This is a genomic window from Pontibacter pamirensis (assembly GCF_010015475.1).
Taxonomy (GTDB): Bacteria; Bacteroidota; Bacteroidia; order Cytophagales; family Hymenobacteraceae; genus Pontibacter; species Pontibacter pamirensis.
In genome coordinates this window covers 1-15,627 of sequence record NZ_ML974110.1, presented here as the reverse complement: position 1 = coordinate 15,627, position 15,627 = coordinate 1, and the positions used below count along the sequence as shown (strand labels likewise).

The following is a 15,627-nucleotide window of genomic DNA, read 5'->3' as shown; positions in this document are numbered from 1 at the left end:
ATAGTTTCCTGCGCTTTCTGCTTTTAAATAAAGAAAATTCGACTGTGTTGTTTACGCTTCTTTCACGAGACCTGAAAGCCCCTCTTCTTTTAACAGCTCGTTAAAAGCTTCTGCTTGCTGGCGGCTCTCGAAACGCCCCGCTTTGATGCGGTGTATTTTCTTGCCTCTAAATTGCTCATTTGTCAGTTCCACATCCAGGTGCCTGTCAAAGGCTTTTAGTTTATGGCTAAGCTGCTCAGCGTTTCTGATGCTGGTGTACGTTCCCGTTTGAATGGTGAAGACACCTGCGTTCTTAGGGTTGTAGTCGTCTGGCAGTTCCAGCACTTCTACTTTCACGTTCCCGATGCCAGCCTTGTGGAATTCGAGTTCGCGGGCTGCCACTTCTGACACATCAATGATGCGGTCTCCTACAAATGGCCCCCTGTCGTTGATGCGAACAATCACCGATTCGTTGTTCTCAAGGTTGGTCACTTTCACCTTCGTGCCGAAGGGAAGTGTTTTATGCGCGGCGGTCATTTTGTTCTTGTTGTAAAGCTCACCGCTGCTGGTTTTTTTACCGTGGTATTTGCTTCCGTACCACGAAGCCTGCCCCTTTTGGGTGTCGGGGGTTTGTGCAAGTATGGGCTGGCTGATACCGATAAATAGAAAAATGATTACTGATAAAATGTAGCACTTTCTACTATTAATCATATAGCTAACTAGTTGGTGAAGCTGTAAAGGTAGACAAAATTTCTCAAATTGAGCCTTATACGGCGTTCATAGCCCTGGGATGTAGAGGGATACGGCTTCAATGGCTACCGATGCTGTAAGTCATTATTTAGAAAAATGTGCGATTTTGATACGTATGGCCATTTTTTCATGTGTCAAAAGCATAGAATATACACTATAAAAAATAATGAAAAAAAATCTGAAATAAAAATTGAACCGGCAGAAAGAATGGCTAATTTTTACCTTTTTCGGGAGCAGAAGAGGCTGGCATGGATTGCTTTTTCCCGCCTTCATCTAACCTAAAACGTATAGGAAAATAAACCTGAAACGATGGACTTTGGAAAGCTACAAGACATTAGCAGCGTAGACTTTACACTGCCCCCCAACCACCCCAGTACACTGCCTTTGCTACAGCAAGCTGGCTCCTATATCAAGCCCACCGTACACGTTGGCCTACCGGTATGGGTGAACAAGGCATGGAAGGGTGACATATACCCCAGCAGCATGCACGACAAAGACTCCTTATTGTGGTACGGGAAGCAGTTCAGTACTATCGAACTTAACAGCACCCACTACCACATTCCCAGCCCCGACACCATCGACCGCTGGCGGCAGACAGTACCGCAGGGGTTTACCTTTTGCCCTAAATTTCCGCAGCTCATCAGCCACGAAGCCGCCCTGCGCAGCACCCAAGATATAACGGCTGCCTTCTGTGCCGCCATTGCAGGCCTGGAGGACAGGCTAGGGGATGCCTTTCTGCAACTACCACCTACTTTCAGTCCGCGCCAACTCCCCGACCTGGAGGCATTCCTACAGTTTGTACCGGAAAGCATACCGATTACGGTAGAGTTGCGCCACCCTGCCTGGTTTGCGGATAGTGGAGCATCGCGGGAGCTGTTTGAGGTGCTGGGGAAGTACAAAGCAGGCACCGTGCTCACCGATGTGGCCGGTCGCCGCGATGTGCTGCACATGCGCCTCACCACGCCTTCGGCCATGGTCCGGTTTGTAGGCAATGGCCTGCACCCGACAGACTATACCCGCATCGACGCCTGGGTGGAGCGCCTGAAACAGTGGTTTGACAACGGACTGCGCCAGCTCTACTTTTTTGTACATGAACCGGACAACGTGCTGGCTCCGGAACTGGCCACTTACCTCATGCAGCAGTTGAACAAAGTATGTGGCTTTGACTTGAAGCCTCCGAAGAAGTATGTGCAGCCGGTGCAGGGGGAGCTGTTTTGATGCATTGTTCTTTAAGAGACTGGTTTATAATCTATAACGCGGGAGTTACTTCACTTTTCTGACTCACAGCAGTGCCATCATACAATACCACTTCTTTCAAAGGCACCGTCGAGTTCAGTACTGCTGTAGAGTTGTTAGATACACAACGTAATTTCAAACCATAAAAAAAGAGGCTAACCATATGCAGCTAGCCTCTTTCCCTATTACAAGAACTCCAGTCTTACGTCTTTTGTCCTTTGTCTTTTATTTAATTAAAAACTACATCTTAAACGTATCGTCGCTCAGGTTCTTGTTTACCTCGATGTTCTGCACCTCAGCTTTAATGGCCTGAGGGCCTACCACTGTTTCAATTACGTAAGGGAACTTCACGCCGTTCACTTCTTTGTAGTCGCTGTAGCTTTTGGTTTGCGTCAGCACGCCTTGCGGGGTCTGCAGGTTGTTTACTTCTTTCAGGCGCAGACCCGTGTTTTTATCGAAGTAATGCGTGGCCTTCTGATTGTTTGGCAGCGTTACTTCTACCGCATACGCGTCTTTGCCTTCTACTTTCTCCATACCCGTTAACTTGGTTTTGATACCTAGTTTCGAGTACTGCAGCACCGGGAACTGGCTTACTTCCAGCTTTTGCGTAGTGAGCTCCTCTTTGGTAAACTCCTTGTTCACACCCTGCATCGGGGCTTCCATTTTACCTTTTTCTCCGTTGATAACCACGCGCTGCAGCGGGTTGTTGTTCATCGTGATTTGTGTGGCAAACTTATCATTTCCTTTCTGCTGCTGCACCAGTGTAAGCGCCATACCCTGTACCGTAGCATTACTGGTGATGGTGATATCCTTCAGCTTATTGATATTTGCCTGGCCACCAATGGCTTTGATGTAATCTGCCAGCACCTGATCGGCTGTTAAACCGGCTGGCACACCCATTGCCGCACGGTCAACTTTTTCGCCAGTCGTGCTGTAGTAGGCGATGCTGTTATCGTCTTTGTCGAACGGTTGCAATTTGCCCGCTACCTCAGCGGCGTTACCAACTGCTATAATGTACATCTTGTCCGGGTTGATGTATTTCTGCGCTACACGCTGCACATCTTCTGCTGTTACAGCTTCCACTTTCTTCAGGTAGTTCGCATAGTAGTCTTCCGGCAAGCCATAACGCGCAGTGTTGATAGCATAAACTGCTACGGTGGCAGGATTCTCCAGCCCACGGCCAAAGCTACCCATGATGTAAGCTTTGGCATCGCGCAGTTCCTCGTCGCTCACGCGCTGGCTGCGGATTTTGTTTAGCTCGTTCATGAACTCTGTCACGGCACTGTCTGTCACAGCATTCCGCACGTTGGCGTTGGCGTTAAAACGCCCGAGAATTTCATCGCTATTTACCGACGAATAGGCTCCATAGGTATACCCATGCGTTTCGCGCAGGTTCTGGAACAAACGAGAGTCCATGCCGCCACCCAGGATGTTGTTCATCAGAGAGGCCGCAACGGCATCCTCGGCACCGGGCTTCAGGTCAGCTGGGTTTGTCAGCACCAAAGAGCTTTGTACTGAGCTTGGGCGATCTACCACCACGACCTGCGTCTGCTCAGGGCGCTGCGGCAGTGGGTACTCAACCTGCTGCACATCGCCTTTCTGCCATTTCTGAAGCGGCTTCTTCAGGAGCTTTTTCATCTCCTTCGGCGTCACGTCGCCTACCACCGCCAGGTACCCGATGTTCGGCTTATAGTAAGTGTTGTAATAATTCTGGATGTCCTGCAGGGTAATATTATCCACTGTCTCCTCCGTCATCAGCTCCCCGTAAGGATGGTCTTTGCCATACATGACCATGTTTCGTGTGCGGCTGGCAATGGCATCCGGGTTGTCTTTCGACTGAGCAAGATTGGCCTTCATCTGCTTCTTCACCTTGTCCAGCTCCTCCTGTGTGAACTTTGGGTTCAGCAGGGCATCGGTGGTCAGGTCGAGCAGCGTTGGCAGGTGCTTCTTAAGCGCGGAAGCGTTGAAGCCAGTAGAAGAGAAGCCTAAATCAGCGCCTATAAAGTCTACCTGCTCATCAAACTGGTCTTTGCTGCGGGTCGTGGTGCCTGTACGCATCATCTGGCCGGCCGCCTGCACGTAACCGGCTTTGTCGCCTTCCAGAATCGGGTCCCGGTCTAACACCAAAGACATCGACACCACAGGCTGCTTGTGGTTCTCCACCACGTATACCTTTAAGCCGTTCTTCAGGGTGAAATGCTCATACTTGCCCAGCTCAATTTTGGGCGCAGGGCCCGGAGGTGGCGGTGTTTGTGTGGTCTGTGCCGGTGCTACATACACCAGCGCCAGCGCCAGAAATACGGTACTATAGAATTTCTTTATCATGATCAGGATGATTCTTAGTTGTTCTGTTGAGCTGATTTAGGAAGGTAGTGCAGCACGACACGGTTGTTCTTGGTCAGGTATTCCTTCGCAACGCGCTGAATGTCTTCCTTCGTCACGTTCAGGTAACGCTGCAGTTCTGTGTTAATCAGGTTGGCATCACCAAAATATACAGCGTAGTTGGCAAGGCTCTCGGCACGGCCGGCCACCGTGCTGTTCTGCTGCACAAAGTTGCTTTCTACCTGATTGCGTAGTTTCTGAAACTCACGGTCTGTCAGAGGCTCCGTTTTCACGCGCTCAATCTCAGCATTCATCGCCTGCTCCAGGTCATCCACCTCCACGCCCATATTGGCGATGGCGAACGTCAGGAACAACCCTGGGTCTTCTGTTGGAAAAGGAATGGAGGCCGCGGCAACAGCTTTCTGCTGCTTGTCTACCAGCGCTTTTGGCAAGCGGGCACTTTCACCGCCAGACAGCAGCGTCGTCAGCATAGACAGGGCGTAGAAATCATCCGTTCCTTGCTCCGGCACATGGTATGCTTGGATAACAGCAGGAAGCTGGATGTTGTCGTACACCGTTTTGCGGCGCTCTTCCGTCTGCTTTGGCTCTACTACATTAGGGCGCGGTATCTCTTTAGTTCCTTTCGGAATGTCAGCGAAATACTTCTCAATTAGTTGCTTAGTTTCTTCTATGTTAATGTCGCCCGCTATAGAAAGCGTTGCGTTGTTCGGCACATAGAACGTCTTGTAAAAATCGCGGAACTCCTCAATGCTGGCTGCGTTCAGGTCCTCGAAAGAACCGATTGGCATGGATTTGTAAGGGTGTTCTTTAAATGCCAGGGAAAACACATTCTCGCCCATAGACCCATAAGGCTGGTTGTCGATGCGCTCCCGCTTCTCTTCCTGCACTACTTTACGCTGCGTCTCCACACCCACCTCGTCTACTTTAGCATGCTTCATACGCTCCGCTTCCAGCCACAGGCCCAGCGCTACCTGGTTTGACGGCAGCAGCTCATAATAATACGTGCGGTCGAAGGAGGTATTGGCATTCAGGGCACCGCCTGCTTTTTGCACCAGGGAGCTGTACTCGCCACGGCCAATGTTCTCCGTTCCTTCAAACATCAGGTGCTCAAAAAAGTGTGCAAAACCAGAACGGCCAGGTACTTCATTTTTAGAACCTACATGGTATAGCACCGACACTGCCACGTTGGGCGTCGACTTGTCCTGGTGCAGGATCACGTGCAGGCCATTCGGGAGGTCGTACTCCGTGAACTCAATCTTGTTGCCTTTGGTTTGAGCCAGCGCAGCAAAGCCGGTAGCGCACCACAAAAGGCAGGCAATGAACTTGTGTTTCATATAGTGAATTTGTTGTTTTGAGAATGTCTGCAACAAGCTTGCCGAAGGCAAACCTGCTGTTATAAAGGTTATAAAATTAATTCTAATTAAGGGGAGATGCCAGTCTAAACGCGCCGTCATGGCCAAGACTCGGCCAAAATGGTATGCAAGCAGATGAAGCAGGCTTTTTTATAGACGAATGAGTTGTGAAGTTATGATAGCAGCTGTATTACTTTTTCGAGTATGTACTGCTTGGGGAGGTTCAGCAACAGAGAAATCATAAAGAAGGCAAAGACTGCTTTTTTAGCCTGAACAGTGTTTCTGGTGTTATCAGGTAAAGAAACCAGCGCATTTACTAAACCAATCCAGAACAAAAAGCTGAAAGGCGCGAGCAAGCGGTAGTCCAAATCGTCGAAGTGGGAGAAGCTCCTCAAAAATACAATTGCGGCAAGATATAGCAACGCTACAAAAAAACAGACAAGAGAAAAGGTATTGCCTTTTACCCCCTGCAGCAGATGATAATGCCTTTTAACTTTCACTACAATAAAAACTGTTACCCCCAGTTGGAGAAGTGCTGTAAAATAAAGGAGGTAATCTGGCTGGTTGCCCATCCGGAATTTCCGGATGATGAGTAGCTCATTGAGTAATCCTCCTGCCATCATACCTGCAAAAGCCCCGGCTGACTCTGTTTCTGCCTCGAAGCGTTTGCCGCCTGTTGCATGGCCACTGAGGGAGTAGTTCATGTACAGGTACAGCCCCGCAATAGTTGTAAGCAAAAAGAACACGACAAGCAACTCTGTAGCTGTTCTGCGCCTCTGCTTATAGTAGAAAAAGCAGGCTAAAAGGGCGGGAACACTAAACGAGAAGGCTCCTATATAGCGCAACAAGAACAGGTAGGTGCAGGTCAGGAATAAGAGAAGTACGTTTTTAGTTGTATCATCCCCTAGTATGGCTTTGTTAATCAGATAACACAGGCACAGTAGCCCCAGGAGAAACGGCGCTTCAGACCAGGTAAAGCTGTAAACCTCCAGCAGCGTATAGGCGCAGTAAGCAGAAGCAAGTATATAGGAGTACTTCATGTTAATTTGGCGCAGCAGAAGAAAGCCAAATCCCACCAGCAACAGGTTCAACACCTTTGAAGCCCAGAAGACATCAAGCCTGGTTACTGCCGAAACAATATAAATGAGCACAGGGTAGCCAACTGGCCAAACGGAGAAAAACGTTTCCTCAGTAGCAGACGCGTTATACAGGTAAAAGCCTTTACCATCCTTCAGGTTCTGAGCTAACTGCAGGTAACTTTCTGAATCCGGGGTCAGGTAACCAGTTGACTCTACGTTTACCCTAAACAGAATAACCACACAAACCGCTATGTACAACAACAGCAGCGCAGTTTCCGCAAAACGATAATCCTGTTTTATCTGCAACGCTGCCTAAATCAATACATCCGTGGCAGCTCAATGCCTTTTATTTTACGGTACAGGCCCAGTGCTGCCTGGTCTGTGAGGCTGGCCACGAAATCGGTAATGTGGATGATGCGCTGGTAATCAGTGGCTGTATCGGGCAACTCGAGGTAATGGGACGGGATGAGCGCCGCCAGCTTGCGGTGGTGCTTCGACTCCGGCCTGAAGACAGCTTTTACGCAGGCATCCAACAGCCCTCCGAGCACCTCAAAACCAGCAGCCTCAATCTCCAGCACTGGGCGGTTCTGGTAAATCAGCCTGATGGACAGGTCTTTTATCTTGTCTAATACCGGTTTACAGCTGAGCTCGTTAATGAGCGGGGTATCGTAAGCGCCTTGCAATATTTCCTGTTCGTGCTGCAAAAAGATGGTAGTCGTCTCCTCTATCAGCTTACCGATAATGCGCGCACGCAAATAGCCGATTTCCTCGCGCCAGTCATAAAAAGTGAGACTGGATTTACGGTTCGGGTTATCGTCCAATATCTGGCGCAGCAGGTCCAGCCCTTGTTCCTGCGGCACCAGGCCCAGTTTCAGGCCATCCTCGAAGTCGATGATGCGGTAGCAGATATCGTCGGCCGCCTCTACTAAAAAGGCCAGCGGATGGCGGTGGTAGAACACCTCTCCGTCCACTCCTTTTTTCAGAAGGCCCAGTTCCTGAGCTATGGTATTGAACCACGTCTTCTCTGTCTGAAAGAAGCCATACTTCTTTTCGCTGGTGTTTCTGGTATTTTTAACAAGAGGCAGCGACTCCTTCGGGTATTTTGTGAAGGTGGCTAGTGTAGTATAGGTCAGGCTAAGGCCACCCGGCAGGCTGCAGTGCGCCGGGTAAGTATAGGTGAGGACCCGGAAGCCAGCGGCGTTGCCCTCAAAACGCTGTAAGTCTGCTTTCTCCGCTTCTGTTAAAGTTGCCAGGTATGGCTGTGCCGTTTCGCTTTCAAAAAAAGCCGAGATGGCATCTTCGCCGGAGTGCCCGAAAGGAGGATTGCCAATGTCGTGCGCCAGGCAGGCGGCAGCCACCACATCACCAAAATCAGCTTCCTGTATATGCTTCTCCTGCGCCAGGTCCGGGTAGCGCTCTAATATGCTCTTGCCCACAATGCGGCCCAGCGATCGCCCCACCACCGAAGCTTCCAGGCTGTGCGTCAGGCGGGTGTGCACAAAATCGCTCTCAGGCATGGGCATTACCTGTGTCTTGTTCTGCAGTCTTCTGAAGGCCGAGGAAAAAACAATCCGGTCGTAGTCGCGCTGAAACTCGCCCCGCACCGATTCGTCGGTGCTGTACTTCGGGTCCGTTGTTTCAAAGCGTTTCTTTGAGATTAGTTTGTCCCAGGTAGTGGTGTGCTGCATAAGGGTAAAGTAAAGAGAAAGTTTAGCTCATCATAACACTGAAAGCCAATGTGCCTAACAGGAAAATCACGAGAGTAAGGCAATATAAGATACTTATTGGAATAAGCTTCAGCAATGTTCGCCCATACGACTGCTTGTATACCTGCTTTAGGGCAAAGAACAGGTACACCAGCATAAGCGCTACAACCCACCCCTCCAGATCAAGGCCAGAGAAAACAAGTCCCAGACTCGTCGCTATAATGATAACGACAAAAAAGAAAGTGTGTAGGTGAACTGAAAACATCAGGTGCTCCACATAATTACGTCGCTTTTTGTAATAAAAAAGATAGAGCAGGTATGCGAAAAAGGGCATCAGGATAAACATCATGAAGGAGGTATTTTTCAGCAGTTTCTGCTTTGCCTGTTCGCCATCCTTTGAGAAGGAGACTAATTTGGTGATGGCTGTCTTGAAGGTAGGATTTTCGATGGCCTGCACGGCAGAGTCAGAAACTGCAATTGCCTGTGCCTCCGATGTTGCAGCAGTTGGTTTACTGGAGTAGAGCAAGGAGTCTGTTAAAGGGTCGTTTACTTGTACCACCGGCACCTTAGCCTGCGCTTCTGCTTTATCTACATTTATACCGGGATTATTAGTGCTTAGCGCCAGCACAAAAAAGAAAACGATGCTGACAAACACGTACAACCGAAATGGCGGAACATAGGATGCACGCTGGCCAATGTTAAACTTCTCGGTGAGCAGTCCCGGACGAATGAGCAGGTACTTCATGGTGCGCCAGGCCTTTGTGTCGTAATGTATGGTACCTTCCAGGAATTCCCACACCAGGTGCTTTACAGGCACGTTCAGGTCGTGGTTTTCCTGACCGCAGTTCGGGCAGTAGTTGTTTACTTCCTCAAAGGTATAGCCACAGTTAGGGCACTGGGTAAACTTGCGTCTGTTTTTTCTCATATCTCTTTGTATAAAAGAGGTAATCTTTCCCAAATATAGCTTTATACAGATAATAATGCTACGCAAATCGGCCCACGTGTGACCTGAGGGCAACTAAAATTCGATGGCACAACAATAAGATTCAGAAAACATCATGTTACATAACCCTGATTCTTTGCATACATTTTACAGAAATCAGAGCTATAATCGCACATTAACACATTTTAAGGCTGTTTATCATGCCTGAATTCCATGTTGCAAACAGGCATTACAATACCTTGTGTTATGAAGAAAAGAGGGGGACTTTTGAATCATAACGTCAGTCCCTTTTCAAGCTAAAGAAAACAAACTGTTCCAAAACCTATTCCCCTGCAACGGGAGGCAAGCTGTTTCCATGTGCAGCCTGAGTCCTGATTTGCAGATTCTGTTCACAAGCAGTCGAAAATCCATCTTCCCCAGGTGTTTTTCGCCTGCTTTTGTGTTTAAACAGTATTTTTTAAAGATGAGGTTTGTAACAACTGCTGCTGTAACCCAGATGTTACAAACACAGGCTTTGTTCACCATTTACTTGCCACCTGTACAAGTTGGTATTACACTTAGGTGGCAGGCGCAAAATCCCCTCTTAAACTTTTATCAGGCCAATTTAGTATAGCCAAAACCTGATTTAAAGTGTAGTGCATTGATCGCAAAGACAATACGGAGACAAACAAAAATTGGAAGGTATACTAGTAGCGCAAGAGGCGGAGCCACTCGTGCAGTTCCGCCTCTTGCTGTAGATAAAGACTTAATGTTACGTTACCGTTTCAGGAGCTTTACCTGCCCGCCTCTGTCACGCTCCTGCCACTTCAGAATATAGATACCTGCGGCCAGTTCGGATACATCCAACACTACAGGCAGGTTGGTATCACTAAAGGTGATGTCATACGCACGGACTAATCTGCCGGCCATGTCGTACAGCTGCGCCTGAAGCGTTGTGTTACCGATCGTAACAGTGTAAATAAGCGTAATAGTGTTGTTATCTACTGGGTTAGGGAAAACGGTTAGCGCACGTATGCTACATCCCGTATCCTCGTTTAGCTCCATGGGCGGTTCACAAATGTTTTCTCCAACACTGTTCTCTACCACCAGGTTAGCTCCTACAATATCGGCGGTGCTCAAGTCACGGATAACTCTCCGAAACTCAATAGCATAGTGCATAATAGCACTTGGCATGATAACGTGGCTCAGCTGATGGGCATGGCCTAACTCATGCAGCATCACCGTCTCAAAGTCGAACTGCCGGCCAACAGGCGAACCAGGGCCATACTGCCAGGCAATGTCGCTGTTGATCTCCATATCAAACTCAGTTAAATACCACACCGTATCCTGGTTTGCTCCTCCAATACAGCCTTCATAATAACTGATGGTTCTTGCCAGCACACTGTCACCTACAACATTGTTTGGGGCAAACCGAACAACAATTTCCCCATCGTCTTCGGCGCTTTCTATTGTGGTGGGTGCCCCGACTTCCCAATTAACTCCCGACACACAAGACCAGGTGGCCATGGCGCGCTGGAAGCCTTCCTGTGCAGCCGGCCTGTTTTGCATGCTCGGCGCAAATCGTACGCTGTACCCTCCTTTCCCGTTTCTGTTAACAAGCCTGGGCCTGAACGTTTTCCCGTCGAACGCTACGTTAGAGTAAGCAAACTCTATGAAGAGTTGTGTATCGCTGGTAAAGGTGTCGCCGTCGTCTGTTACAACCTGAATAGGGCCGGAACCGGGAGTGCCTCCGTCCAGAGAGGCAGAGGGAACATTCAAGACAATTTGGTTATCGGACCACAAGATGTAGGCCGAGGGCAATGGCCGGACGTATCTGGTGCCACCAAAATCTGCGTCCCTAAATTCTACAGCACCATCGCCACGCGTAGCCCCGAAACCTGAACCATTAATAGTGATGGTAGTTCCTGTTCCAGCACTGATAGTAGTAGGCTCGAAACCGGTGATAATGGGTGCGCGCTTCGTGCTTAGTGTTTGCTGTTGCCGCTGCTCTACGTCAGGTTTAGTATCCAGCGCCTCATTTTCTGAGATGCGGTGGTAGCTTTGCCCTGTCTGCGCAGTTATGTTCTGGTACAGTTCCCGCACACTGTTATAACTGTCGAAGGCTCCGAAGGCTTTATTGCTCGTAATGTCATACTTCACAAAGCCCTGCTGGCTGCCATAAGCCATTGTACTGATGTGCTGATTGCCCGGAGACTGCGGCAATTGCTGTTGCCGCTTTAAGAAGAATACTCCCTGCTGCCCCGGGCGTAGCTGCAGCGCCGTAGACACGGCATGTATCTTTAAGCCTATAGTCCCTCCCTCCGTAATCAGTTCTACCTGCTCGCTTCTTACCTCTCCTTTAAAGACTTTATACACCCGGATGATGTTGGAGGTGTAGATGTTTTTGTGTTGCGCATCCCAGAACGATTGCTTTGATACGACTTCGCCCTCCACTACCATCTCTGCTGCCCTAATACGGCCTTGCAGTGTTAGCGGAATCATATGTTGGTTATCGGAAGCGAAGGTGCAGAAAAACGAGAGTAACAGCACGAAGAGCAGCAGCATTGGCTTTATGCGGGGTGCAGCAGACAATCTGTAAAATTTATCCATGGAAACAGGTACAATTCATAATTTATATAACAAAAAGGGGCTTTTTTGTTTTGAAAAAGTTCAACGACTCATACTTACGGAAAACACCTCCCATAGGGATATGAAGTTTAAAGATAGCGATACTACCCACCCTGAAAGTTCAAAATAAAAGAATGCCCGCCAGCAAAAAAAGCTGACGGGCATAATGTGTGTTATTAAGCTATAAAATTAGTTGCTGTTGTACTGGAAGTTGAACCTGGAAGAGTCGCTTACATCTATATTCATTAGCTCTTTGTACTTCTCGTAAACTTCCTGCGGCTGTTTTTTGCCGTTGATGTAAAATTCCCCGTTATTGAGCTGGATGTTCAGGTTATCTTCTCCTTTTTTGATGATGCCGTCTTTTACCAGCTCATCCTTTACCTTCTGCAGGTTTTCCTGATGCTGCCTGGCCATCACCTGGTGCTCCTGCGCTAACTTCTGCTGCTGCTTCGACATTTCCGCCTGGTGTTTGGTCATTTCCAGCATGTGTGCTGTTTGACGCTTCGCTTCCTTTATCTGCCTTTCAGCTAATTCCTGATGATGCTGTCCGTTCAGCTGCCCGTTTGCACTGAGTTCTTCAACATACCCTTTCATTTCCTGCTCAAAGCCCTTAATTTCTTCCTCATAGGCTTTTACTTCTGCTTCATAAGCTTTCAGCTCTTGGTCATATTCTTTCAATGTTTCACTGTCTTCGTTTAAGGGAGCTACAGGTGGCACGGGAGGCACAGGCGGTACAGGGGCTACGGCAGGAGCAGGAGGCGCTGGTGGAACTGGTGGGGCAGGAGGCGGAGGCACTAATAAGCTATCGCCGTTGGAGTAGCTGTATTGGAAGGTATAATTGCCCTGGCTGTTTTGCCGTGTTTCCGCCACAGCGGCACGCGCCTGCTCCATTTGCAGCGCCACTTCTTTGCGGTTTGCCCTTGGCGCATTTTCTACTGCCTGCAGCCGCTGGTCTACCAGATCCTTGTAGTCATCTATATACCTGTTCGGGATGCGCTTGCCGTCTACATACAGTTGCTTCACTTTCCCTTTTTTGTTTTTGATGATGACAATGTCACGTGCTCTTCCGGTTGAGTCCTGCACGGTATAGGTAAAAGCACCTGCGGGATCGTTGGTGATCGTGTTCTCCTCTTCCATTGTCTCCGTAGCTTCTTCGTAGGCTGTGTTAGTCTGAAGCAGCGTGGAATCCTGGTCCGCCTGTGGCTTCAGCCCGGCTATAGCTCCAAAAGAAAGCACCAGCAGCCCCACCACCAGCACCAGGCCTGCGGCAAAACCCTCGGTAAAAGTCGGCTTCAGCGACTGCTGCCCCACCAGGCGCTTGATGCGGCTCATGAGCGTGCCCCGCTTGCCTGATAAAGCAACAGCCATAGCAGGTGCAGCCGGTAAGCGCATGGCCTCGATTGCTGCCAGTGCACGGGCATACGTCAGTGTATCGCCGCAAGCAGCCACAGCCATGTCGTCGCAGCAGTTCTCGCGCTCTGCCCGCACCACCCCCGACATCCACCATACCGCCGGATGATAGAAGAACAGCATATCCACCACCGATTGCAGCAGGTTCACAAGGTAATCGCGGCGCAGGATGTGCGCCAGTTCGTGGGCTAGTATAGCCTCCACCTGTGCCTGCGACAAACCGGTGACAGCACCTACCGGCAAAAGTATAACAGGCTTGGCAAAACCAACAACCATTGGCACCTGCACCAGCGCAGATTCCACTAAGCGTACGGCCCTATCCACACCCATTGCCTCGCGCATAGCATCCATTTTCTGCTTCCAGCTGGTCCCTAAGGGGGTGGCTCTGTAGTGGCACAGGCGTTGGGTATAGGCCATACCTCCTATAAAACGAATCGCCATTACCACCATACCCAAAAGCCAGAGCGTTACCAGCAGGGGCATGTGCTGCTCGAAGTATAGCTGTGCCACCGCAAACTGTTCAGACCAGAAAGGCGCTTGAACAGGAGCCACAGCTAGTTCTGCTGCATAAGTAGTTGAAACTGTACTTTTGAAAGAGGCCGTCGCGGATAAAGAAGCCTGTTCTGGTTGGCTGTGGTAATAGAGGAATGTACCTGCAGCCAGTAACAGTTGCGACAGCATGGCCCCACCTGCAACGGCATACCGTACTTTAGCACTTTGCCTGTGCAACAGCACCAACAGCAGGCTCAGGAGCAGGGCTATAAAAGCACCTTGCCACAGCGAGTGCAGCAGCGTCCAGCCAAGGGCGTTTACCAGTAATTCCGGGAATAAGCTTGTCATCTGATTCATTTTTTGCCTCCTTCCAGTTTGTCTAATAGGTTTCTGATTTCGTTGAGTTCTTCTTTGGATGTGTTGCTGTTACCGAGTGCCTGCATCACCAGTTTGCTTGCCGAACCCCTGAAAGCCGCATCCATAAACCGGTCCAGCAACTGCTGTTGGGTTTTCTCTTCTTCCAGTAAGGGGCGGTAGATGTGGGAACGGCTTGTTTTATCAGCTTCCAGCATGCCTTTCTCTGCCATAATCTGCATCAGTTTCAGGGTAGTCGTGTAGCCCACTTCCTTGCCATTACTCAGCTCCTCGTGCACCAGGCGCACTGTGCTTGCCCCATGCTGCCAGAGCACCTGCAGTATCTCCAATTCCGACTCTGTGGGTTTAGGTGTTTTTTCTAATGTCATAGCTTGTAGATGATTAAGTTCTGCGGAAGCTGCATTACAAGTATATACGAATGATTTCGTAAAATGAAATTTAAATACGATTATTTTCGTACTTATAAGTAAAGGATATGAATTATGGAGGGAGAGGGCCTGTAAAAGAAGGATAGGAAACAGGGCCTTAGTAGATAAGACTACGGTTAATAGATAAGACTACAGTAAGGATCTATGACAGAAGAGTTTTAGCAGAAGAACCGGGCAATACCGGCCTTTTTGTTTATACAGCTTTATATATAGGAGAATTACATATTATTAGCTTACTTAGGAGTCATAATCCATGTTTTTAACCAAACGGATTGGCTTACCTGTGGATATGGTTTCTAACCTAAGCAAGTACTACAAAACGATAGAAGAACAGGCAAAACCACTTCCACACATAATGCAGATAAGCCGAATAACTCCGTTTAGCTGCTAGTTGTAGGATATTGAAATTATGAAGAAATTATACTGTTGGCGGTGCAAAGTGGAAGTCCCGATGTTAGATGAGTCGGAATTTGAAATAGCGAATCGGCTTTATAGTGAAGGCATTAAAAATACTACTCCAGGTTTAACCAGAGAAGCCCGCTATAAACCATTGCTTGATTACTACAAAGAAGTAACAGGAATGGAAGAGACTGAGCCTAATGCTATCATGCATCACAGAATCGCTCAGTATGGACCTCCTTGTGAAAACTGTGGCAAACCATATAGAACATCGAAAGCATCTTTTTGTGCTGCCTGTAGACATAAAAGAGAGTCAAAATAAAGAAAACAACAACCTACAACACAATGCATGCTCAACCTTCGCTACGCTTCAGGCTCCGCATGCACCCGTCCGTCAGACTGTCTAATAACTTCCAGTCTTTTGCAACTTTCGTTCTGGTAAGTAGCTAAACACTAGAGTACTAGTTTGCTTACTGCTATGAAATTCAAACAAGCCTTGCGTCGGGACGAGCCTCCCTGCGGCGGGGA

The 15,627-nt window shown here is 48.8% G+C and carries 11 protein-coding genes; 2 read left to right on the top strand and 9 right to left on the bottom strand.

All coding sequences use genetic code 11. The features are described from left to right. Positions 1–51 precede the first annotated feature (51 nt). A complete protein-coding gene (locus tag E1919_RS00535) occupies positions 52–690 on the bottom strand; it encodes a septal ring lytic transglycosylase RlpA family protein (RefSeq protein ID WP_162051404.1) in 639 nt (212 codons plus the stop codon). A 348-nt stretch (positions 691–1,038) separates the two neighbouring features. Between E1919_RS00535 and E1919_RS00530 the strand changes: the two genes are divergently transcribed. Beyond that, the gene (locus E1919_RS00530) at positions 1,039–1,947 is read left to right on the top strand and encodes a DUF72 domain-containing protein (protein ID WP_162051403.1); all 909 of its coding nucleotides are present in this window, start codon (positions 1,039–1,041) and stop codon (positions 1,945–1,947) included. Positions 1,948–2,205: 258 nt separating this feature from the next. On the opposite strand, the gene E1919_RS00525 is transcribed toward E1919_RS00530, so the two are convergent. The 8 genes from E1919_RS00525 to E1919_RS00490 form a co-directional block, all read right to left on the bottom strand. Further along, complete coding sequence (locus tag E1919_RS00525) at positions 2,206–4,290, bottom strand: M16 family metallopeptidase (protein ID WP_162051402.1); 2,085 nt, start codon at positions 4,288–4,290, stop codon at positions 2,206–2,208. Between the two features lie 14 nt (positions 4,291–4,304). Beyond that, positions 4,305–5,642 (bottom strand): M16 family metallopeptidase, encoded by a 1,338-nt coding sequence (locus tag E1919_RS00520; protein WP_162051401.1) that lies wholly within the window; start codon positions 5,640–5,642, stop codon positions 4,305–4,307. Between the two features lie 191 nt (positions 5,643–5,833). Next, positions 5,834–7,045, bottom strand: coding sequence for a hypothetical protein (locus E1919_RS00515; protein ID WP_162051400.1), 1,212 nt, complete (start codon positions 7,043–7,045; stop codon positions 5,834–5,836). Between the two features lie 11 nt (positions 7,046–7,056). Continuing rightward, positions 7,057–8,427, bottom strand: coding sequence for a dGTP triphosphohydrolase (dgt, locus tag E1919_RS00510; RefSeq protein ID WP_162051399.1), 1,371 nt, complete (start codon positions 8,425–8,427; stop codon positions 7,057–7,059). A gap of 22 nt (positions 8,428–8,449) precedes the next feature. Continuing rightward, positions 8,450–9,370 carry a DUF3667 domain-containing protein gene (locus tag E1919_RS00505; protein WP_162051398.1) on the bottom strand — a complete coding sequence of 307 codons (921 nt, stop codon included), beginning with the start codon at positions 9,368–9,370 and terminating at the stop codon, positions 8,450–8,452. Positions 9,371–10,144: 774 nt separating this feature from the next. Then, complete coding sequence (locus E1919_RS00500) at positions 10,145–11,977, bottom strand: T9SS type A sorting domain-containing protein (RefSeq protein ID WP_162051397.1); 1,833 nt, start codon at positions 11,975–11,977, stop codon at positions 10,145–10,147. A gap of 207 nt (positions 11,978–12,184) precedes the next feature. Then, entirely contained in the window at positions 12,185–14,245 is a 2,061-nt protein-coding gene (locus E1919_RS27250) for a M56 family metallopeptidase (RefSeq protein WP_202915823.1), read from the bottom strand. A gap of 5 nt (positions 14,246–14,250) precedes the next feature. Beyond that, positions 14,251–14,640, bottom strand: a complete 390-nt coding sequence (locus E1919_RS00490; RefSeq protein ID WP_162051396.1) for a BlaI/MecI/CopY family transcriptional regulator — start codon at positions 14,638–14,640, stop codon at positions 14,251–14,253. A gap of 469 nt (positions 14,641–15,109) precedes the next feature. On the opposite strand from E1919_RS00490, the gene E1919_RS00485 reads away from it, so the two are divergent. Continuing rightward, positions 15,110–15,421: a hypothetical protein gene (locus E1919_RS00485; RefSeq protein ID WP_162051395.1), complete on the top strand. Its 312-nt coding sequence runs from the start codon at positions 15,110–15,112 to the stop codon at positions 15,419–15,421. The last annotated feature ends 206 nt before the right edge of the window (positions 15,422–15,627 follow it).

Bases quoted from the DNA above. Each gene is read 5' to 3' on its own strand.
- E1919_RS00535 (WP_162051404.1), bottom strand. From the start codon at position 690: ATGATTAATAGTAGAAAGTGCTACATTTTATCAGTAATCATTTTTCTA.
- E1919_RS00530 (WP_162051403.1), top strand. From the start codon at position 1,039: ATGGACTTTGGAAAGCTACAAGACATTAGCAGCGTAGACTTTACACTG.
- E1919_RS00525 (WP_162051402.1), bottom strand. From the start codon at position 4,290: ATGATAAAGAAATTCTATAGTACCGTATTTCTGGCGCTGGCGCTGGTG.
- E1919_RS00520 (WP_162051401.1), bottom strand. From the start codon at position 5,642: ATGAAACACAAGTTCATTGCCTGCCTTTTGTGGTGCGCTACCGGCTTT.
- dgt (WP_162051399.1), bottom strand. From the start codon at position 8,427: ATGCAGCACACCACTACCTGGGACAAACTAATCTCAAAGAAACGCTTT.
- E1919_RS00505 (WP_162051398.1), bottom strand. From the start codon at position 9,370: ATGAGAAAAAACAGACGCAAGTTTACCCAGTGCCCTAACTGTGGCTAT.
- E1919_RS00500 (WP_162051397.1), bottom strand. From the start codon at position 11,977: ATGGATAAATTTTACAGATTGTCTGCTGCACCCCGCATAAAGCCAATG.
- E1919_RS27250 (WP_202915823.1), bottom strand. From the start codon at position 14,245: ATGACAAGCTTATTCCCGGAATTACTGGTAAACGCCCTTGGCTGGACG.
- E1919_RS00490 (WP_162051396.1), bottom strand. From the start codon at position 14,640: ATGACATTAGAAAAAACACCTAAACCCACAGAGTCGGAATTGGAGATA.
- E1919_RS00485 (WP_162051395.1), top strand. From the start codon at position 15,110: ATGAAGAAATTATACTGTTGGCGGTGCAAAGTGGAAGTCCCGATGTTA.